21 protein-coding genes are annotated in these 21,547 nt (G+C 39.8%); 16 read left to right on the top strand and 5 right to left on the bottom strand.

Annotated features, from left to right (window positions below):
- Positions 1–23: 23 nt before the first annotated feature.
- A complete protein-coding gene (locus tag ACE1B6_RS17635; protein WP_413258565.1) occupies positions 24–425 on the bottom strand; it encodes a fasciclin domain-containing protein in 402 nt (133 codons plus the stop codon).
- A gap of 214 nt (positions 426–639) precedes the next feature.
- Between ACE1B6_RS17635 and ACE1B6_RS17630 the strand changes: the two genes are divergently transcribed.
- The gene (locus ACE1B6_RS17630; RefSeq protein WP_413258564.1) at positions 640–1,047 is read left to right on the top strand and encodes a hypothetical protein; all 408 of its coding nucleotides are present in this window, start codon (positions 640–642) and stop codon (positions 1,045–1,047) included.
- A gap of 127 nt (positions 1,048–1,174) precedes the next feature.
- Here ACE1B6_RS17630 and ACE1B6_RS17625 read toward each other — a convergent pair whose 3' ends face one another.
- Complete coding sequence (locus ACE1B6_RS17625; protein ID WP_413258563.1) at positions 1,175–2,158, bottom strand: ABC transporter permease; 984 nt, start codon at positions 2,156–2,158, stop codon at positions 1,175–1,177.
- Positions 2,159–2,329: 171 nt separating this feature from the next.
- Between ACE1B6_RS17625 and ACE1B6_RS17620 the strand changes: the two genes are divergently transcribed.
- Positions 2,330–3,613 (top strand): tetratricopeptide repeat protein, encoded by a 1,284-nt coding sequence (locus ACE1B6_RS17620; protein WP_413258562.1) that lies wholly within the window; start codon positions 2,330–2,332, stop codon positions 3,611–3,613.
- A 12-nt stretch (positions 3,614–3,625) separates the two neighbouring features.
- On the opposite strand, the gene ACE1B6_RS17615 is transcribed toward ACE1B6_RS17620, so the two are convergent.
- The 3 genes from ACE1B6_RS17615 to ACE1B6_RS17605 form a co-directional block, all read right to left on the bottom strand.
- A complete protein-coding gene (locus ACE1B6_RS17615) occupies positions 3,626–4,645 on the bottom strand; it encodes an ABC transporter permease (RefSeq protein ID WP_413258561.1) in 1,020 nt (339 codons plus the stop codon).
- A gap of 31 nt (positions 4,646–4,676) precedes the next feature.
- Positions 4,677–6,209, bottom strand: coding sequence for an ABC transporter ATP-binding protein (locus ACE1B6_RS17610; protein WP_413258560.1), 1,533 nt, complete (start codon positions 6,207–6,209; stop codon positions 4,677–4,679).
- A gap of 105 nt (positions 6,210–6,314) precedes the next feature.
- The gene (locus ACE1B6_RS17605) at positions 6,315–7,538 is read right to left on the bottom strand and encodes a BMP family lipoprotein (RefSeq protein WP_413258559.1); all 1,224 of its coding nucleotides are present in this window, start codon (positions 7,536–7,538) and stop codon (positions 6,315–6,317) included.
- Positions 7,539–7,688: 150 nt separating this feature from the next.
- Between ACE1B6_RS17605 and ACE1B6_RS17600 the strand changes: the two genes are divergently transcribed.
- The 14 genes from ACE1B6_RS17600 to ACE1B6_RS17535 all read left to right on the top strand — a co-directional run bounded on the left by ACE1B6_RS17600 (position 7,689) and on the right by ACE1B6_RS17535 (position 21,364).
- Positions 7,689–8,708, top strand: coding sequence for an aldo/keto reductase (locus ACE1B6_RS17600; RefSeq protein WP_413258558.1), 1,020 nt, complete (start codon positions 7,689–7,691; stop codon positions 8,706–8,708).
- Positions 8,709–8,839: 131 nt separating this feature from the next.
- Positions 8,840–9,028, top strand: a complete 189-nt coding sequence (locus tag ACE1B6_RS17595) for a hypothetical protein (RefSeq protein WP_413258557.1) — start codon at positions 8,840–8,842, stop codon at positions 9,026–9,028.
- 72 nt (positions 9,029–9,100) lie between these two features.
- Positions 9,101–10,276 carry an AI-2E family transporter gene (locus ACE1B6_RS17590; protein ID WP_413258556.1) on the top strand — a complete coding sequence of 392 codons (1,176 nt, stop codon included), beginning with the start codon at positions 9,101–9,103 and terminating at the stop codon, positions 10,274–10,276.
- Between the two features lie 46 nt (positions 10,277–10,322).
- Entirely contained in the window at positions 10,323–11,708 is a 1,386-nt protein-coding gene (locus tag ACE1B6_RS17585) for a hypothetical protein (RefSeq protein WP_413258555.1), read from the top strand.
- A gap of 202 nt (positions 11,709–11,910) precedes the next feature.
- On the top strand, positions 11,911–12,915 hold the full coding sequence (gene hemB / locus ACE1B6_RS17580) for a porphobilinogen synthase (protein WP_413258554.1): 1,005 nt from the start codon (positions 11,911–11,913) through the stop codon (positions 12,913–12,915).
- 5 nt (positions 12,916–12,920) lie between these two features.
- Positions 12,921–13,352, top strand: a complete 432-nt coding sequence (locus tag ACE1B6_RS17575; RefSeq protein WP_413258553.1) for a SufE family protein — start codon at positions 12,921–12,923, stop codon at positions 13,350–13,352.
- Positions 13,349–14,338, top strand: a complete 990-nt coding sequence (locus ACE1B6_RS17570) for a CobW family GTP-binding protein (protein ID WP_413258552.1) — start codon at positions 13,349–13,351, stop codon at positions 14,336–14,338. The genes ACE1B6_RS17575 and ACE1B6_RS17570 overlap by 4 nt, the downstream gene beginning before the upstream one ends.
- A 170-nt stretch (positions 14,339–14,508) precedes the next feature.
- Positions 14,509–14,862: a hypothetical protein gene (locus tag ACE1B6_RS17565; protein ID WP_413258551.1), complete on the top strand. Its 354-nt coding sequence runs from the start codon at positions 14,509–14,511 to the stop codon at positions 14,860–14,862.
- 53 nt (positions 14,863–14,915) lie between these two features.
- Complete coding sequence (locus ACE1B6_RS17560) at positions 14,916–15,821, top strand: alpha/beta fold hydrolase (protein WP_413258550.1); 906 nt, start codon at positions 14,916–14,918, stop codon at positions 15,819–15,821.
- Positions 15,822–16,107: 286 nt separating this feature from the next.
- Positions 16,108–17,076 carry a CobW family GTP-binding protein gene (locus tag ACE1B6_RS17555; protein WP_413258549.1) on the top strand — a complete coding sequence of 323 codons (969 nt, stop codon included), beginning with the start codon at positions 16,108–16,110 and terminating at the stop codon, positions 17,074–17,076.
- Complete coding sequence (locus ACE1B6_RS17550) at positions 17,064–18,137, top strand: WD40 repeat domain-containing protein (protein ID WP_413258548.1); 1,074 nt, start codon at positions 17,064–17,066, stop codon at positions 18,135–18,137. The genes ACE1B6_RS17555 and ACE1B6_RS17550 overlap by 13 nt, the downstream gene beginning before the upstream one ends.
- 248 nt (positions 18,138–18,385) lie before the next feature.
- Positions 18,386–18,646, top strand: coding sequence for a hypothetical protein (locus tag ACE1B6_RS17545; RefSeq protein ID WP_413258547.1), 261 nt, complete (start codon positions 18,386–18,388; stop codon positions 18,644–18,646).
- Between the two features lie 126 nt (positions 18,647–18,772).
- Positions 18,773–20,095, top strand: coding sequence for an S-layer homology domain-containing protein (locus tag ACE1B6_RS17540; RefSeq protein WP_413258546.1), 1,323 nt, complete (start codon positions 18,773–18,775; stop codon positions 20,093–20,095).
- Between the two features lie 219 nt (positions 20,096–20,314).
- A complete protein-coding gene (locus ACE1B6_RS17535; RefSeq protein WP_413258545.1) occupies positions 20,315–21,364 on the top strand; it encodes a M42 family metallopeptidase in 1,050 nt (349 codons plus the stop codon).
- The last annotated feature ends 183 nt before the right edge of the window (positions 21,365–21,547 follow it).

Below are 21,547 nucleotides of genomic sequence, written 5' to 3'. Positions count from 1 at the left end.
ATACAAGATCTCTACTCAGCAGATTAACCCATCAATATTACGCGATCGATCACATGAATCACACCGTTATCCGCTTCAATATCTGCGGCAATAACTGTAGAATTTTTCACTTCAAAAGCATCAGAACAATCGATCGGAATTGGCGAACCTTCCAAAGAAGTGACAGAATTAAGTTTAGCTAAATCTTCTTTCATTAATTTTCCTGCTACCACATGATATTTGAGAATCCTGCCTAACTGAGGAGGACTTTTCACCAAAGACTCGACTGTTCCTGGTGGCAATTTGGCAAAAGCTTCGTCATTTGGTGCAAAAACTGTAAAAGGGCCAGGACTTTTCAACGCATCCACTAAACCAGCAACTTGGACAGCTGTGACTAAAGTCTGGAATGAACCTGCGCTAACTGCAATATCAACTATGTCCGCCATGAGTTTCAGTTTATCTACTATAAAGATGCCTTATTGAGCTTATTAATATTCCTACGCCAAAAGTGCGTTGGATTCTTGGCTCAATTTGTCACCTTAGCATGAAGCGAGTCTTCTTGCTAAATAATTCCAAATGTTTTGTTTTTGGGAACAGAAACGCTAACTAAACAGTCAATTTATTATATTATTGTGAGATTTTGTACAAGTGAGAACAAAAATGAATATTACAAAGTTTGTGCTACCTTTGGCGATCGCCAGCAGTTTCATTTCTCAACCAGCTTTTGCCGGAGGAACTCTAGCTTTAAATGAAATTATGCCTTTAGTTCGCCAATCTAGCAAACTGAACACCGAAGTAAATACAGCTTTGCGCCAAGTAGGTAAAAAACCTTCAGAGATTACTTGTGTTGGTGTTAGATTAGGCAGGCATTTTGGCCCTTTGAGTGCTTACCGAGTTGCACCTTTTGACTGTAATTTTGGTAGTAATAAAGTTTTGCACATTGAAGCCGAAAATCTTGTGACTTTAAGAAATGGACATTCGATATTTTTAACTCAATTTTCTGAGTTGCAACCAAAACCTGAAGAAGCTAAATTAGTGTTTCGGTTAAAGTCTTGGAATTGGGAATAATGGGAATTGGGGATTGGGGACTGGGTAATTTTTGATTTTGGGATTGAATTTAGTAAATGAAAATTTCTCAGTCCTTAATTTATTCCATAAAATCAGCTGTAAGGGGTAATTTCAGATTTAAATAAGTTTAATCCTGTTCAAATGTTTTACCCAAAGCAGCCGGGGGAGTAATCCGAATTGTTTGGTTAATCCAACGGCGAATTTTTGTCGGTAATGGTAATTTGTTATTTACTAAAAAATCGCTGGAAGTGATGACCAAAACCATAATCATTAAGGCAAAAGGTGCGACAGTAAAAACTTGTGTGGGTACGTTAGGAATGGCGCTTTGAGCGACACTGGCTAAGGATTGTAAAATACCAAACAAGTAAACTCCAAAGGCAACTTTTAAGGGATGCCAACCTCCAAAAATTACGATCGCCAGGGCAATCCAACCATAACCAGCTGTGTGGCGATAGCTCCAACCTGCTTTAAAATCTAAGGAAAAAGCGGCTCCAGCAATTCCCATTAATGCACCACCTAAAAGAGTGTAAAAGTAACGCAATAAAATGACGTTTGTGCCTCTAGCAAAGGCTGCTGCTGGTTGATTTCCTGCTGCTCTTAATGTTAATCCGGGTTTGGTGTGGTAAAAATAAAACCAAGTGAAAATAATTAATAAATAGCTCAGGTAAACTAACAAGTCACTTTGAAAAAGTAACTTTCCAAAAATTGGAATATCTTGTAAAATAGGAATTTTAAAGTTAGGTACAGTTGGCCCAGGTACTCTGACAATTGGGTTGCCTAAAAATGATGATAAATCTGTGCCAAGTAGGGCGAGAACAAAGCCGATCGCCACTTGTGATTGTTTCAAAGTAATTGCACCAAAGGTAACAATTAAAGCGATAATTGCCCCAACTATTGCGGCACCTAAAAATCCTAATAATAAGTTATCGGTGAATTTGGCGATCGCAAATCCCGTCATTGCCCCCATCATAATTGTGCCTTCGGCGGAAAGGTTAATTACTCCTGATTGTTCGGAAATTGTTTCGCCAATGCAAGCAAAAATTAAGGGGGTGGAAGTGGCGATCGCTGTAGCTAAAATAGTCAAGATTTCGTTAATAAAATTCTCGTTCATTATCTATTTTATAAGTTTAATAAATCTCGTAAATTATATGATATCTTTTGACTGATAGGTAGAAAAAATTAGTAAAAATTTAAATTTTAGAACTATTAAGTGTAATTTAGTGCAGGATTTTTGCTATGAGCTAAAGTAATAAATAAGGGTTGGGTAAATGGATTTTGTAACATGGATCAAGAACAAGAGTTTTACAATCGTGGATTAGAAAAGGCGCTTGCGGGAGATTTTGCTGGCGCAGTGCGAGAATTCGATCGCGTTTTGCGAATCAATCCTCAACTAATTGAGGCATATTATAAACGGGGAAGGTGTCGTTTTGAGTTAGGCGATCGTACAGGCGCGATCGCTGACTACAACCAAGCTTTGCAATTACAACCGGAAAGAACCGAAATTTATTTAAGTCGCGGATTAACTAAATTAGCGTTAAAAGACAATGCTGGGGCGCTTGCTGATGCCGAACAAACTTTGAAATTAAATAACAATTTAGCTCCTGCTTATAGTTTACAAGGAACAGCTTTGCGCCGCTTGGGAAATTTGGCGGAAGCGATCGTCAGTTTTAAGCAAGCTGCTAACATTTATTTAGCAGAAAAAGATAAGCAAAATTGCCAACGTTGCATTGATAGTATTACAGAAATTCAAGCCGAACAAAATCGCGCCCAAGCTGCATTAGCTACCCATACTGGTTTTTATTATCAGGTTTTGCAAAAAGTACAACGAGGCAAATTAACAGAAGCTTGGGAAGATTTAAACTGGCTAATTCAAGCCGATCCTAATGATGCTCAAGCACATTCTTATCGAGGAATGGTATTATCTAAACTCGGTTATTATCAACAAGCAATTAATGATTTAAATCAAGCATTACAACTCAATCCTCAAATCTTACAAGCTTATTGTTATCGGGCAATGGTACGGATGGAAATGGGTGATTATGGCGGCGCAATTAATGATTGCAACCAAGCATTACAGATCGATCCTAGCTACATTGATGTTTACATTTATCGAGGTAAAGCTCATCACAAATCTGCTAATCATCGCTTAGCAATTGAAGATTATTCTCGCGTAATTCAAGAGAAATCAGACGATCCTCAAGCTTATTATCAAAGGGCAGTTGCCCGTTTAGATTTTGAAGATTTACCAGGGGCAATTGAGGATTACCAACAAGCTGCTAATATTTACTTTAATCGCGGAGATTGGCAACAATATCGAGAAATATTAGATCAAATTAAAAAAGTACAATCTCGTCCCCGACGTTATCAAAGAAAAAATTCCGCAGATTTCTTTTCTCCTAGCAATTCTACATCTTTATCAGAATTACAAAATCAACTAATTAGAATGGTTGGTGGATACCGAGATATTGCCGATCGTTTGGTGGATATTGCCCGTTATAAATATCCCGGAATGCCGGAAGAATGGTATTGGGAAAAAGCGATTCAGGATTTGGAACGCGATCGCTAAATCAGCAATTTACTACTTATTAAATGCCCTTGCCAGTAGCACAAATAACACCAAAGTTCCTTGAATTACTCCCGCTAAAGATGACTCTAACTGCAAAGATAAAGGTAATTGTAAACTACCCACATTTAAGGCACTGAAAAAGAAAGCTACTGGCAAAATCCATAAAATCCCATCTCCCACCAACATCCCAATTAGTAAAGCTAAAAAACCCAGGTTACTCGAAATATTAGGAATTAAGCGATGAAATACTGCCAAAACTTGCAATGCCCCAGCTATTCCACCAAAAGCGCCACAAATAGCAAAAGCACCTAAAAGTCGGCGATAAGCGGGAATTCCTAATATATAAGATGCCCGTAAATTTTGCCCGACAGCACGCAATTGTAAACCGAAATAAGTACCGCGAATAACTATCACTGTTAGCACTAATCCTAAAACTGCTAAAATTAAAGCGATCGGACTAAATTCAGTATTTCCAATTGTCGGCAACCAAACAGATTCTTTAAACTGTTCTGTGCCACTCATTGAAGCTACACCCGGACGTTTCCAAGGGCCAAAAACTAGGTACAATGTTAATCCTTGAGCCACAAAGTTTAAGCCTAGTCCAGCAAAAATTTCATTGACTTTACCATAAACATTTAATACCCCAGCAAATAGCCCCCAAAAAGCACCACCAAAGATGCCAAAAGTCATTCCTAAAAGTATGGCTAAATAGCCGGGAATCATATCTTGAAATATGCGTAAGGCGAAGGTAGTCGCGATCGCCCCCACGATCATTTCCCCTTCAATTCCCAAGTTATAAAGCCCTACCATAAAGGTAAAAACTAAGCCACTAGTACACAACAATAATGGTGCTAAAGTTAATAGTACACGGGCAAATTGATCGGGGTTAGAAATTCCTTGCCACAGCGCCACAAATACCTCGGTTGGTGATGCGCCAGCTAGGAAAATCATGAGAGTAACGAATAGAAAAGCCAGAATTATTGAACCAATCCGTAAGTAATAATCTTTGATTTTGATTTGGTTATTTTCCATATATTTTTACCCATACCAACAAAAATCAAGCTTATTCTTCCCCAGTTCCCAGTCCCCAATCCCTAGTCCCCAATCCCCCATCTTCAAACTTTCCGCCAATCATTTGCCCAAGTTTATTTACTGTTAATTCTTTGGTATCAATTGGTGCAGAAACATTGCCACCGCTGAAGACTAAAATGCGATCGCTATACTGCACTATCTCATCTAAATCTGAGGAAGTAAATAAAATTGTTGTGCCAGTTTGACAACGGGCGATTAACTGTTGCCAAACCCAAATTGTTGATTCAATATCTAAGCCTCTGGTTGGATGTTCCATTAACAATAACTTTAACGGCATTGGTAATAAAGCTAATTGGGTACGTTGTTGATTTCCCCCTGATAAGCTTTCAACTTTAGTATCAGCTTTTCCCCGAATGTTGAACAAACTAATTTTATCTTTACTAACTGTTAAAATTTCTTTCCAATTTACAAAAGCACGTTTTCCTAATGACTGACGTAAAGCTACATGATCTTGAATAGTTAACCCATTTACTAAACCTTCTTTTTGTCTATCTGCTGGGAGAAAACCTACTCCAGCTTTCAGGTAATTTTGATATGTTTTCTTAGACATATCTTGACCATTAATCATAATATTTCCTGACGTTGGTGACAACAAACCTGCACAGATTAACAGTAACAATTTTTGTCCGTTACCTTCTAATCCCGCTAATCCAATTACCTCACCTGATTTTATATTTAATTCGTCAATTTGTAGAGTTAATCGTTCGGTTTTTACTATAATATTATCCAATTGTAAGGCGATTTCAGCACTAGCAGTTTTTGGCTTGTTGGGAGTTGCTAATTCTCGCCCAAACATCATTTCAACTAAGCGATTTTCTGGGCAAGGAAGTTTCGCCTTGCCAACTACTTTTCCTTGGCGCATTACCGTGACGCGATCGCACAAAACCCCCACATCTTCCAATTTGTGAGACACAAAAATCAGCGACTTACCTGAATCGGCTAATTTTCGCATTGCCGCAAACAAAGCATCTTTTTGCAGTGCAGAAATCCCCGTAGTTGGTTCATCGAAAATTAGCGTTTTTACGCCTAAAGATAATAATCGTAAAATTTCTAACTGTTGCCGTTCTCCTATTGTTAAATTTCCCAAAATCTCGTTAACATCCAGATAAAAATTGAACTCAAATGCTAAGGTTTTTAACTCCTTTTTGGCTAACTTTTTCGGCAGAACAACAGAGGAAGTTTTAGCCTTTCCCTCTTCTCTGCCAATCATAAAATTATCTAAAACAGATAAAGTGGGAAAATCTAGCGGATCTTGGTGTAACATTCCAATTCCGGCACGAATGGCAGCAGCGGGAGTTTTAACTTCTGTAGGTTTTCCGTTGAGTAAAATTGTTCCGCGATCGTGTCTAATAAAACCACTGAGGATTTTCACTAAAGTACTTTTTCCCGCCCCATTTTCTCCTAAAATTCCGTGAATTGTACCAGCTTCTACAGTCAGAAAAACATCATCATTTGCTAGCACATTACCAAAACGTTTGGTGATATTTTGCAGTTCAATTTTCATCAGTTAGGTAATAGATAGGGAAGATTTTTAAACCGCAGAGGCGCAGAGGACGCAGAGAGAGTAAAGAGAGAATTTTTGGCAACCAATTCTCTCTTTTAGATTGGATTATTTACTCTTACCCTCAATTCCTTGAAGTAATTGGGGCATATACCAAATTTGTTGGGGTGTAGCCTTTTCTCCAGCTTTTAAAAAGTCTGTACCATCTTGGAATTTTAATGGGCCTTGGTAAAGATTAATGCTACCATCTCCTAAACCCTTAATAAACCGATCTAAGGTTTTTTTGTTCTCCGCAGTTAAGGCTTTACCAACTACAAAACCTACTGCGGAAGTATCAGGGTTATTGATATTATTCCAATCAGGTTTTCCCCAAATAAATTCGGGTTTTATTTGACCAGCTTCGGCTTTTTTCACTGTATCTAAATAGGATGGCCCCCAGTTGTATATTGGCACACCTAAACAAATATCTGGTGCTAAATCGCAACCTGTTTTTAAAGTGTAATGGAGAAACTTCACTTTTTTGCCAGCTGCCGCTGCTTTTTTCCCTTGAACTGCCGCTTCAGGCGTATCAATTCCTGTCATTACCACATCGTAACCACTGTTATAAAAGTCATCAGCAACTTTAGTCGGATCTAAAGTTACGCCAGGAATATTAAACCAAAAACCTATCCATGTCACTTTAAAATTTAAGTCTTTAATGTCTTTTTTTCGATAGTTTTCCCAACAGTGTTTTGCGCCTAAATAAGCAGCAGAAACAAAGCGGCGAGTTTCATCATTTATTAATGGTCCTAAAAAGCCAATTTTGCCATTTTCAGTACTTAAAGCAGCCGCACAACCTGCAATCATTCTGCCATACTCCATTTGTGGCATAATATTCACTAAATTCTGCTGATTTTTAAAGTTTTTTCCCTCTTGCCAAGAGTAATCACCAGAAGCATGAATTATTGCAATGTTAGGATGTTTTTTCGCTGTTTCAAAAGCATCATCTTTTAAGTCATCTGAGTTAAAAATAACTAGCTTTGCGCCTTTAGCAATTAATTCATCAGCTACTTGTGAACCCTTGATATTAGGCCGATCGCTTGGATTAACTTTATCCACATATTCTAATGCCACGTTTGGCCGCTTTTGGCTTACGTACTGCATTGCTTCATAATGTGCTTGACTCCAACCAGCATCATTTTTTGGCCCTACTAAAATTAATCCAACTGTAAATTTATCTGTGGCTGGAGTTGTATTAATTTCCCTATTGGTGGGTGTAGGATTGTTGCAAGCAGTTAAAATTAACCATAAAGCTGCAAACCACCCGAAACTTTTAAGAGTATTGAATTTCATTTTTTTATTTATTTAGTACAGCTTAAATATATTCTTCCTTAACTTTGGCGGAAACAGTCAAAAATTACACTGTTCTTAATAGTTCCATCTCCTACAGCAATAGTGTTAAAATCTATGGCATCTGCTGTTAACCAAGGAATTGAGTAGTAGATGAATTTACCCGCCTCAAGCCGACTACAATTTACCCCAGATTTAAATATTTGTCGCATACTAAACGGAATGTGGCAAGTGTCGGGCGCACATGGACGAATTAACCCGAAAGCAGCGATCGAAACTATGTTGAAATACGTCGATGCAGGCTTTACAACTTGGGATTTAGCCGACCATTATGGGCCAGCAGAAGATTTTATTGGCGAATTTCGTCGTCAGCTTGTTGCTAGCCGTGGAGAAGCGGCATTATCTAACATTCAAGCTTTCACTAAATGGGTACCCAGACCAGGAAAAATGACCCGAAAAATAGTGGAAGATAATATTAATATTTCTCGTCGCAGAATGGCAGTAGAATCGTTAGATTTAATGCAATTTCACTGGTGGGAATATCGCGATCGCAATTACTTGGATGCCTTGAAGTATATGGCAGAATTGCAAGAAGAAGGGAAAATTAAGCATTTAGCTTTAACTAATTTTGATACCGAACATCTACAAATTATTTTAGAAGAGGGGATCAAAATTGTTTCCAACCAAGTGCAGTTTTCTTTAGTCGATCGCCGTCCCGAAGTCAAAATGATTCAATTATGCGAACAACATAATGTGAAACTTTTCACTTACGGAACTGTTTGTGGTGGGTTTGTATCAGAACAATATCTCGATAAACCAGAACCCAATCCCATGACATTAGAAACAGTTTCCTTGCGAAAATATAAAAATATGATTGACGCTTGGGGAGGGTGGAATTTATTCCAAGAATTGCTTAAAGTTTTGCAAAAAATCGCCGCCAAACACCAAATTAGTATTCCTAACGTTGCGGTTCGGTATATACTTGATAAACCAGCAGTCGGAGGAGTAATTGTCGGCGCAAGATTAGGAATCTCAGAACATATTCAAGATAACTCCAGAGTGTTTAATTTCACCTTGGATCGAGAGGATATTGAACAAATCAATACTGTTACACAACAATCCCAAGATTTATTCAAATACATTGGTGATTGTGGTGACGAATATCGTCGATAGTTGAAGACGGCAGAAGGCAGAAAGCGGAAGAAATAATACTTTTCTATTCAGCTTTTTACCTTTTTCAATTTATCAATTATTTCTGCCTTACTGCACCAACATTTAGTTACCTAATTTAGGCGAATAAAACAATGGAAAGTAAAACTCAAGTCATCCTGAAAATATTCATTTTTTCTACAATTTTGTCAGTAATTATTAAATATTTCTGTCCCTATTTGAATGTTCCCGCAGAATCACAAATAGCCTTGATAATTGTAGTGCTGCCGACGGTAGTATTAGCGATCGCACTTTGGTGGCGATATCAACAACAGCAAACCTAAAATTAAAAATAACCAGCAATTTATCAGATCGATTACATCACAAAATAAGCAAAATATCAAGGAGTTAAGACAGTGAAATTGGGTCAAATAGTCGGCCTATTAGTTATTATTATTTGTTTATATATTCTTTGGGAAATTCGGCAATTGCTGTTGCTAGTATTTGCAGCCATTGTATTTGCCACCTCCTTAAATCAATTAGTCCGTTGGTTAACCAAAAAATTAAAACTGCCTAGATTTTGGTCAGTAATACTTTCTTTAATTCTGTTTTTTGCGGTTACTATTGGCTTTTTCTTTTTAATTGTACCGCCTTTTATTGCTCAATCTCAGGAATTGATTGAATTGTTTCCACGGGCGATCGACATTTGGAGTACCAGAATTAGACAACTGATTAATGACTTACCACCTTGGCTAAACCAATATATACCTCGACCTAATATTAATACAAAAATTTTCCGTCCTAGCCAACAATTAATCCAACAATTACAACCTTTCGTCCAGTCATTAGTTGGGGGTGCTGGTGTATTTGTTTCTAATACATTAGGAATGATTTTGAGCTTTTTATTTGTGCTAGTTGTCTCAATAATGATGTTAGCTCAACCCTTAGCTTATCGCAAAATATTTGTCCGGCTATTTCCCTCTTTTTATCGACGACGAGTAGAAGAAATTTTAAATGAGTGTGAAGTAGCATTAGGAAAATGGGTAATTGGCGCAATTATTAGTATGACTTTGGTTGCCTTGTTAAGCTTTGTTGGACTTTCAATTATTGGCGTAAGATTAGCATTAGCACAAGGAGTTTTAGCCGGATTACTAAATTTTATACCCAATATTGGCCCGACATTAAGTGTAGTTTTGCCGATGGGTGTGGCACTATTAGATAGTCCCTGGAAATCTCTTTTAGTGTTAATTCTTTACATATTTATTCAACAACTGGAAAGCAACTTTATTACTCCTTATGTAATGGCGCAACAGGTATCACTTTTACCAGCAATTACCTTAATTTCTCAGGTGCTTTTTGCTACATTCTTTGGCTTTTTGGGATTAGTTTTAGCCTTGCCAATTACTGTTGTCGGAAAAGTTTGGATTAAAGAAGTTTTAATTAAAGACGTACTCGATGAATGGGAGAAAAAGAAAGAAGATCGGACAACTAAAGTCGTAATTATACCAACTGACTCGCCAAAAGAAGAATTACCAGTAGAAAATATTAACCTGAAAGAGGACGATCGAAATATAGAAGATCGCGAAAGTTAAAAGATGTGGTAAAAAGATGGTTGGTAATTAGAAAAAACCCGAATCCATGAAAAAGCCTTTATCTTTGCTGTTACCACTTTTGTTGTTTTCTCCCCAACTTGTGAAGGCGCAAGAAAATCCTTTCATGCCTTCATATCAATCAAATCAATCAACAAATTTTTGGCAATCAGCAGAACAACTGGTACAGGAACAAATTTATTTAGTTTCTCGCTTAGAAAAGGCGATCGCCAGCGCCGATCCAGAATTTCTCAGAGGAGTACGATCGCAACTTTTCCTGCATACCTCAGCAGTCGATCGCTTCCTCAGAAGCTACTACGCTTCCCCTGTAGATCTTTGTCGAATTGTTAGCTTAGGAAACTCAACTAACCTACCACCATTCGTTAGTTTAACACCAGAACAATTACAACTTTACTGTTACCTTTACATTTCCACTAACAGCTTAGAAACTCTCAAACCAATCATCAACGGAAGGTTAGTTAGATTGGGAGATGTACAACCAATTTCGCCTCCACAAATTACACCTTTACCTTCACCAGAACCGCCTATAATTGGCAGAGAAGCTAAACAACCAATAGAGGGATATTTACCGCCAGTTTTACCTGCGATCGCCATTTCGATCGAAGCAACCACCCCCCTGTTAACCACCAGAAGATTACTCTCCCAAGCAACCGCACTTTTTCCCCCTCCAACTAGGTTTAATTTTCCCAGTCAACTAATAGAAGATCCCTACGATATTTCCGCAGCACTTAATCAATTATACAGTCCATTTCTCGCCTTAGAAAACACAGGAATTGCCCGAATATTACCAGCAGAATTTTATCGCCAAGACGCGAAAGAATTACGCAGTCGATTATTAGCAAGTAGATTAGAACGTTTTCCTTATCCACCTTTAGCCGAAACAGGTGTATTTCTGCCCCGTTTAGAAATTCAACTTGACAATAATCAATTTCAAATTGTGCAGCGAGGATTAAATTACGGGTTTATTGAAGACTTAGGAGATGTACCAATCGAAAATCTCAATGCTAAGTTATTAAATATTGCAGAACCTACCAGAGAATTTTTCTTGAAATATCAACCACCCGATAGATTGGAGGCGTTGCAGATCGATCGTCGCCTCTTCATCACCGGAAAAATTGAAGACGTATGTTGCATTAAACTTTTTGCCCAAGCGCCAGCAATTTTAAACCACACTTATTTAGTACGAACAGTGCAATTTCAACTACCAGAAGCAGTATTAAACAACGAACGAATTAACAAAAGACAACGCCGCAACCTGGAATTATTACTAACAACACCTAGCAGCGATTTATTAATTGCTTTTCGCCCGATTTCGCGCAATCCAGATGGTAGTTATACAGTACTTTGGCGCATCTTAAACCGCTTCCCCGATCCCCAAATCACCGACTTAGTAAATTATGTAATTTTAGAATAGAAATATTTTTTTACCACAGATATCCACAGATAAACACAGATGAACACAGATGTAAGCTTAACCTTCCCATAGCCTACACAGATAAAATTCATTTTTGCTCAATCCCTAGTCCCTAGTCCCCAGTCCCCAGTCCCCAATCCCCTTCTCTGGTTTGGTACAACTAATTATATAATGAGAATCATTCTATAATTAATCTGCCGCCATGACCTCAAACCCTGATTCCTCCGTACCAAACATAACCCATCGCCCCCGTCGCTTGCGGCGTACCCCTGCCTTGCGACGCATGGTAAAAGAAACCAATCTCAGCGTCAACGACTTAATTTATCCCCTCTTTGTCATGGAAGGAGAGGGAAAAAAAGTAGAAATTACATCAATGCCGGGATGTTATCGCTACACCCCAGATTTACTATTAGAAGAAATCGCCGCAGTTGCCGAATTAGGAATTAACGCCATAGCCCTTTTTCCCGTAATTTCCGAAAGTAAAAAAGACGACACAGGCAGCGAAAGTTACAACCCCGAAGGACTAGTACAACAAACAGTTCAAGCAATTAAACAAGCAGTACCACAAATAGTAGTAATTACCGATGTTGCCCTCGATCCTTTCACCACACATGGGCATGATGGATTAATAGATGAAAACGGCACAATTCTCAACGATCCTACCGTCGAGGTGTTAGTAAAAATGGCACTTTCTCAAGCCGAATCAGGGGCAGATATGGTAGCACCTTCTGATATGATGGATGGCAGAATTGGCGCAATTCGCAAAGCTTTAGATGCCGAAGGATATATTAACGTTGGCATCCTTGCGTACTCCGCAAAATATGCCTCAGCTTATTATGGCCCCTTTCGAGATGCTTTAGATTCCGCACCCAAATTTGGCGACAAAAAAACCTATCAAATGGATGCAGGAAACGCCAGAGAAGCAATCAAAGAAACCTTCTTAGATATTGCCGAAGGTGCAGATATTGTCATGGTAAAACCTGCCTTAGCTTATCTGGATATTATTCACCAAATTCGCAGCGAAACAAATCTGCCAGTTGCCGCTTATAACGTTAGTGGTGAATATGCGATGATTAAAGCTGCCGCCCAACAAGGTTGGATTGATGAAAAACAAGTAATGTTAGAAACTTTGTTGAGTATTAAACGTGCTGGCGCTGACTTAATTCTTACCTATTTTGCCAAAGAAGTAGCCATGATTTTAGGTTAGGAAAAATGCCACAATTACCAGATTCCTTAGCCAAAATAGTGCAACGTTTTGCCCGTCAAAGTGATACTAAATTGCGCTACGAACAACTCCTCTGGTATGCCAAAAAGTTGCCAGAATTTTCCGCCGCAGCCAAACTTCCTGAAAACAAAGTTCCTGGCTGTGTTTCTCAAGTTTATATTACCTCTGAGTTACAAGGCGGGAAAGTTTATTTTCAGGGAGATGCTGATTCCCAGTTAGTTAAAGGTTTGGTAGGGTTATTAATTACCGGATTGAACGGACTAACACCTACAGAAATTTTAGAACTTTCTCCAGATTTTATTAAAGATACGGGCTTGAATGTTAGTTTAACTCCTTCTCGCGCCAATGGGTTTTACAACATCTTTCAAACCATGAAAAAACAGGCGTTTTCCTATCAATCTCTCACTTCGGAATCATGAAACAATTAATAGTAACAGAGCAAAATTTCCTGGCAGAAATTCCCAAGAGGGGAATGCCTGTCACCATAATTACAGGTTTTTTGGGTAGTGGGAAAACTACCTTACTGAATCAAATACTCAAAAATCAGGAGAATTTGAAAGTTGCAGTTTTAGTTAATGAATTTGGCGACATTAATATTGACAGCCAGTTACTTGTTTCTTTAGAAGAAGACATGGTAGAGTTGAGTAATGGCTGCATTTGTTGTACAATGAATACTGGTTTAGTCGATGCAGTTTATAAAATTTTAGAACGACAAGACCGGATTGATTATCTAGTAATTGAAACTACGGGTTTAGCAGATCCTTTACCGATTATCCTCACCTTAGTTGGCACAGAATTAAGAGAGTTTATCGCGTTAGATTCGGTTTTAACTGTAGTGGATGCTGAGTATTTTACCCCAGATGATTTGGATAGTCCGATCGCACTTAATCAGGTGGCTTACGGTGATATTATCATCTTGAATAAAATAGATTTAGTCCCAGAAGAAAAAGTCGCAGAATTAGAAAACTTTTTTGATACGATCAAAGGTGGGGCGAGAATTTTACGATCGCAATACGGACAAGTTCCCCTACCCTTAATTTTAGATGTCCAACTCTCCCAACCTGAATTTTACCAGAATCTCGATTTAGCCAATATTCCGAATAATGCCAATCATATTGCTAATGATGGATTTGTTTCTCTTTCCTTTCGTAGCGATCGCCCTTTCGCCGTGAAAAAATTCCAGGTATTCTTACAAGATAAATTGCCAGTTGGTGTGTTTCGGGCTAAAGGAATTCTTTGGTTTAAAGAAAGTACCAGAAGGCATATTTTTCAACTTAGCGGTAAACGTTACGACTTAAAAGATGAAGAATGGCAAGGAAAACCTAGCAATCAAATAGTGTTTATTGGGCGTTCTTTAAATGCGCTGGAAATTAATCAGCAACTTAATAATTGTTTAACGAGATAATTAGATTCGATATAAACCGCTCCAGACGCAGAGGACGCAGAGAGAAGAAAAGGAGGAGGTTGGAACCCAAATTCTGAGGGCAATTTGGGAGATTTTTGCTTTTCTGTTTCTTTTTGCGGTATTATACCGGATAATCTGTGCGAAGAAGTAGATATTTGTGATGGAAGCCAATGAGTAGAATTTTGCTGGTTTTACTGACTAGACCGACACTTTTAGGGTCTATACTGTCATTGTTTGTCACCATCAACCCCGCACAAGCATCGGAAATAATTAGCCAAACTGGGGAAACTAATAAACAGGATTTAGTTTGTAGCCCTTCGGTACACACCAAGAAATTAGTGTGTGTCAAAAAATCAAGTTTACCAATAGCGATGGTGACACCAACTAACGTGCAACCTGGGGAAGACAACACACCCATGTTAGATTTTACCGAAGAAGAAAGCGAATCTGCCGTAGCATTGTTTGGTTGCGATTGTCCCGCCTGTGTTCGTTCCCTGCGACAGTTGCGTGGTCAGCCAACCTGACCTAAATTAAAGGCTAGAACGGATGCAAACGAAAACCTTTTTCCCTTCTAGCCATGAACACCACATCTCCAGCAACTTACCCCACCAACACCGACAGACTTTTGCAAAAATACGCTTGGAACTGGCAAGGTCAACAATTATGGGTAGTTTACGAAACCGCAGGCGAAGGAACACCAGTCTTACTCTTACCAGCTTTTAGCACAGTTTCCAGCCGTTCCGAAATGGCAGGAATCGCCAACTTACTAGCGCCCCATTTTCAAACAGTAACATTAGATTGGCCCGGATTTGGCGAATCCGATCGCCCGCCCCTAGACTACAAACCAGCCATATTCCAGCAATTTTTGGCAGATTTCGTCAAAACAGTGTTTAAAACCCCTGTAGCCGTCGTTGCAGCCGGACACAGCGCAGGTTACGTGATGCAGCTAGCCAATCAACAACCAGAATTATTTTCGCATATTGTTTTAACCGCCCCCACATGGCGAGGCCCCTTGCCCACAATGGCAGGGAAACAGCAAGATTGGTTTAGTATAATTCGGGAGACAGTGCGATCGCCAATCTTAGGCGACATTCTCTACAGCTTAAACACTGCGCCACCCTTCCTCAGTTATATGTATCAAAGCCACGTATTCACCGATCCAAAAATACTTACATCGGATTTTATCGATAAAAAATGGCAAATCACCCAAAAACCGGGCGGAAAATTTGCCCCCGTAGCCTTCGTCACAGGCGCATTAGATCCCATCCAAACAAACAGCGAATTCCTCAGTTTATTTAACTCAATTTCCCTACCAATAATGATAGTAATTGGCGAACAATGTCCCCCCAAATCAAAACAAGAAATGGACAACCTAGCCCAACTACCCAACATTCAAACCCGCCGCCTCCCAGGTTCTCTAGGAATGCACGAAGAATTCCCCCAAGAAATCGCCGCCGAAATCCTGCCATTTTTACAAAACTAAACATTCTCAAACAGCAAAATAAAGTAGAATGAGAATGATTATAATATTTTCAAGTCCATAAACCATAGCAGCCCTAACCAACCCGTAAAATAACCCCTCCTTAACTCCCCCTCTGTGTCCTCTGCGTCTCTGCGGTTCAAAAAAAGGAAAAATCACAAATAATGTAGGACTGCTATAAAATCCTCTTCTTCTTCTTCTTCTTCTTCCTTCGTGTCCTTCGTGTCTTCGTGGTTCAAAAAAAAAGAAATTACGAAGCCAACTAAATATCAACAGAGAGGCAATAACAGTGACAAACACAACAGAAAACTTCGTCCCCGTCACCGTACTAACAGGCTACTTAGGTGCAGGAAAAACCACCTTACTCAACCGAATTTTAACCTACGAACACGGCAAAAAAGTAGCCGTAATCGTCAACGAATTTGGCGAAGTTGGCATAGACAACCAACTAATAATCGACACAGACGAAGAAATATTTGAAATGAACAACGGCTGCATTTGCTGTACAGTTCGAGGCGACTTAATTAGGATAATTGGCAACCTAATGAAACGCCGAAACAAATTCGATCACCTAGTAATAGAAACCACCGGATTAGCCGATCCCGCCCCAGTAATTCAAACCTTCTTTGTCGATGAAGACATGAGGGATAAAATCTCCTTAGATGCAGTAGTAACCGTAGTCGATGCCAAACATATTTGGCAACATTGGGAAACCGACGAAGCCCAAGAACAAATTGCCTTTGCCGATGTCATCTTATTAAACAAAACCGATTTAGTCACCCCCGAAGAACTTGAAGAATTAGAAAAGCGAATCCGGGCGATGAATGCAATAGCGAAAATTTATCGTACTCAAAACTCCGAATTAGAAATGGAAGCATTGCTAGGAGTAAACGCCTTTGATTTGAATCGCGCCTTAGAAATCGATCCGCAATTTCTCAACGAAAATGCCCACGAACATGATGAAACAGTAGCTTCAGTAGCAATAGTAGAATCAGGAGAATTAGACGAAGAAAAACTCAACAACTGGATCTCTAACTTATTGCGAACTCAAGGGCCAGATATTTTCCGCATGAAAGGCATATTAAACATAGCCGGAGAAGATCAACGCTTTGTCTTTCAAGGCGTACACATGATATTTGAAGGAAAACCCGATCGCAAATGGAAACCCAACGAAACCCGAAAAAACGAATTAGTTTTCATCGGACGCAACTTAGATGAAGCAAAATTAAAAGAGGACTTTCGCCAGTGTTTAGTTTAGCAGCTAACAAAATCCTCGACCAAACTTGGCAAGGTACATTATCAGATTATATCACCGTTGTAGCTTGGTCAACTGATGGAAAAACTCTCGCCGCCAGTGACGCAGCCGGAGAAATTATCTTATTAAAAGATCGAGAAAACTTGGTCTATCTCCAAACAGCAAACGACCAATCTGTAGATTGCCTAGCCTTTTCTGCCGATGGGCAATACTTAGCAGCAGGAGGACAAAATGGAGAAGTCAAAATTTGGCGGTTAGAAGCAGAAGAAACCCAACTAATTACTACTTTAGAAAACGCCCCGAACTGGGTTGATAAACTAGCATGGCATCCCCAAACTAACCAGCTAGCATTTAGCATGGGAAAATACGTGCAAATTTGGGATGCTGACAGCCAAAAAGTAGAAGTAACGCTAAATTTTGAATCATCTTCAGTATTAAGTATAGCTTGGCGACCCAACGGCGAAAACTTAGCAATTAGCGGTCAGCTAGGCGTAAAAATATGGGATGCTAAAAACTGGAATGACGACCCAAGAAACTTAGAAATTCCGGTTGCCAGTTTAACTCTAGCATGGTCAGGAGACAGTAAATTTATTGCTTCTGCAAACTTAGATAATACTTTAGCAGTTTGGCAATGGGATATTCCTGAACCTTGGTTAATGCGAGGTTTTCCCGGTAAAATTCGCGCCTTAAGTTGGTCAGATTTGTTAACATCAATTGGTGCGCCACGTTTAGCAGTTGCAACTGCCCAAAGTGTTGTCGTGTGGGAAAAAGCTGCTGACGAATCAATAGGTTGGCAAGGTAAATTATTAGATAGCCATGATGGAATTGTACAGGCGATCGCCTTTCAACCCCAAACTTTTCTCCTCGCCTCCGCTGCTGAAGATGGGTTAATCGGAATTTGGGAAAAAGCTAAAGAAATAGTGCAAATTCTCGATGGCGCAAATGAAGGTTTTTCCTGTCTCGCTTGGCAACCCCAAGGTAACAAATTAGCCGCAGGAGGTAGCAACGGCGAAATATTTATTTGGTCAAAAGTTTCGCGAGGAAAAGGTTTTGCATCTAGATAAGATCGATGAGGTAAATGTTTGCTACAGAGGCTTGATCCCCCCTAACCCCCCTTAACAAGGGGGGAACCAGAGGAAACAAGACTCTTGTTTAAGTCCCCCTTACCAAGGGGAACCATACAGAGTTTTAAGTCCCCCTTATTAAGGGGGATTTAGGGGGATCTCCGATTTGATATAAAATGGGAACATATTGGCAACCTCAACAATCATTGAATAAAATAACTTAGCGAGACTGTTAGGCAACTGGAATTATGAATACAGATAAGTTGAGTTTGCTTGGTTGTAGTTCTTTAGCTGTAATTTTACTATCCAGTAATACGGCAATAGCTGGAGAAATTAACTTACAACCTGCCAAAAGCGTAGAGAGTACGATCGCACAATCAAACCTGCAACAATTGACAATAGAAAATAATGATAGACGATCGGAAATTATCAGATCGATTGTCGGTTGTAATTGCCCATCTTGTCAAAGCCGTGTTGAACAGATGACTAACAGCCCGAATATTTTTTAGATTAACTGAATGCGATCGGAAATCTCACTTTCGGGGGGGTAATTTCCGATCGCATCACCCCCAAAACCAGCAACCTGTTTCCTGATACGCTAGGGTAGGGAAGAAAAACAATTCTGAGTTCCTGCGGTGTATACTAAACGTCCTGCTGTATCTCTAACTTTAATCATCCTGCTGCTAAGTTCCCTAACTGCTTGCGCCAATAATCCAGCCAGCAAAAACTTAGAACAAACCTTCGCAGCCGATCCACAATTAAAACAAAACCCTGCTAACTTAGGGCAGAATGTTGCTAATACAAAACCCCAAAATCAACCAGTAGCAGAATTACCAGCTGATTTTCCCACAGAAATTCCCCGTTACCCCAACGCACAATTACAGGAAGTAACCTCCACATTACCAGTTACTAACACTCGCTGGTTTACTCCTGACAGTGCAGACAAAATTCAGAATTTCTATAAACAACAATTTCAAGATAATAAATGGGAACTTTTAGATCAAACCGATGGACAAACAGGTAATTTAGAAGCACGTTTGAATGATTTAAAAGTTACCGTTTCTGCTGTACCCACCCAAAATCCTGAAGTTACAGAATTTACGATTCAATACCTTAAAGAAACACCGGAAACAACTGCCGAAACAACACCAGAAAGTAACATTACACCTTCCCCCGTAACAGAAGCAACCCCGGAAGTAGCTGCTACACTGACACCAAAAGCAACTTCCGCACCTGATGCGACTATTTTAACGGGAACATCACTAACATTTTCCGATGTCAACAAAGCCCCGAAAGAATTACGTTCTTATATTACCGAATTAGGACAATTAGGAGTATTAACTCCCGCCCAAACAGCCGGAAAAACCGATCCAAACAGCACCATATTTGAACCAAACAAAGTAATTACCAAAAGAGAATTTGCGCGATGGTTAATGGCAGCAAATAATGAAATTAAAGCCAAGGAACCAGCCAAACAAATCAGGTTAGCTAACGAAAGTTCCCAACCAGCCTTTCAGGATGTACCCCGTACAGATCCAGATTTTGCCGCAATTCAAGGATTAGCAGAAGCCGGAATAATTCCTAGTCAACTTTCGGGAGATAATACTGCATTATTGTTTCGCCCTGATGCGCCATTAACCAGAGAACAAATGATACTTTGGAAAGTTCCCTTAGACAGCAAATTAGTAACTTCCGGTGCAACCTTTGAGACAATAAAACAAACTTGGGGCTTCCAAGATACATTTAAAATTGAGCCAAAAGCCTTAAAAGCAGTATTAACAGATTTTCAAAACGGAGACAGTTCTAACATTCGTCGAGTTTACGGATACACTACTTTATTTCAACCAAAAAAACCCGTAACTCGCGCCGAAGCAGCTGGAACAATTTGGTTTTTTGGCACTCCAACCGAAGGGATATCAGCCCAAGAAGCATTAAAAGTCAAAAATCAATCTAGTTAAAACCTGGGGACTGGGGACTGGGGACTGGGGACTGGGATTTTTTATCAATCTGTTATCGCCAAACCAAAAACCCTCATTTTCCATCTGTGTTCATCTGTGTTCATCTGTGGACATCTGTGGTAAAAAAAACCAAGATTATAAACGAAGCCAAAAACTCCGATCAACATCTGCGTTCATCTGCGTTCATCTGCATTCATCTGCGTTAAAAAAAAACCAAAAATGTCCACCTCTTCCTACGACAATCTATTCAATATCATCGAACAATTAGTATTGCATCATTCGCCCAGTGGCGCAGAAAGCGAAATCGATCGCCTCTTACTCCAACACTTTGAAAAAATACAAGTAAAAGCTTGGATCGATCGCGCCGGAAACGCCATCGCCCACCTACCCGGAAAAGATTCTACCAGATCGATCGCCATCACCGCCCACAAAGACGAAATCGGCGCGATCGTTAAAAGCATCGAATCAGAAGGAAAAATCCAAATTCGCAAACTAGGCGGCGCATTTCCTTGGGTTTACGGCGAAGGAGTATTAGACTTACTAGGCGACAATCAAACAATAAGTGGAATTCTTTCCTTTGGATCTCGCCACGTTTCCCACGAATCACCGCAAAAAGCCATCCAAGAAGACAAACCCTTAAAATGGGAAGATACCTGGGTAGAAACCAAACTGACAACCGAAGAACTAGAAGCAGCAGGTATTCGCCCCGGAACTCGCGTAGTGATTGGCAAACACCGCAAACGCCCCATCCGCCTCAAAGACCACATCGCCAGTTACACCTTAGATAATAAAGCCTCGATCGCCATCCTCCTAGCCCTAGCCGAAAATATCAAACAACCCGCAGTCGATACTTATTTAGTAGCCTCAGCAAAAGAAGAAGTTGGCGCGATCGGAGCACTATACTTTACCCAAAACCAAAAACTCGAAGCCTTAATCGCCCTAGAAATTTGTCCCCTATCCAGCGAATACCCAATTAAAGACGGAGAAGCACCAGTTTTACTATCACAAGATGGCTACGGAATATATGACGAATCATTAAACAACGACCTACGAACCGTCGCCAAACAACTAGACATACCTTTACAATTAGCAGTTCTCAGCGGATTTGGTTCCGATGCCTCGATCGCCATGAAATTCGGTCACGTCGCCCGCGCCGCCTGCTTAAGCTTTCCCACCCAAAACACCCACGGCTATGAAATCGCGCATCTCGGCGCGATCGCCAATTGCATCCACATCTTACAAGCATACTGCCAGGGAATCGGGGACTAGGGACTAGGGATTGGGGACTAGGAAAGTTTGAAAACCATTAACTCCGTTCTGCAAAACCTACTCAAATCTACCTAAGTAGACTGATGTTTGCTTCCTGCTTCGTAGAATCCTTAATAGCAGCGCCATTAAGTTGGTTAGATTCTCCACAGGCTAACCCCGTCGAACTGACGGTTAAAGGATAAT

This window comes from Floridaenema fluviatile BLCC-F154 (assembly GCF_041929135.1).
GTDB classification, from domain to species: domain Bacteria; phylum Cyanobacteriota; class Cyanobacteriia; order Cyanobacteriales; family Aerosakkonemataceae; genus Floridanema; species Floridanema fluviatile.
This window is presented reverse-complemented; position numbering and strand designations above follow the sequence as displayed.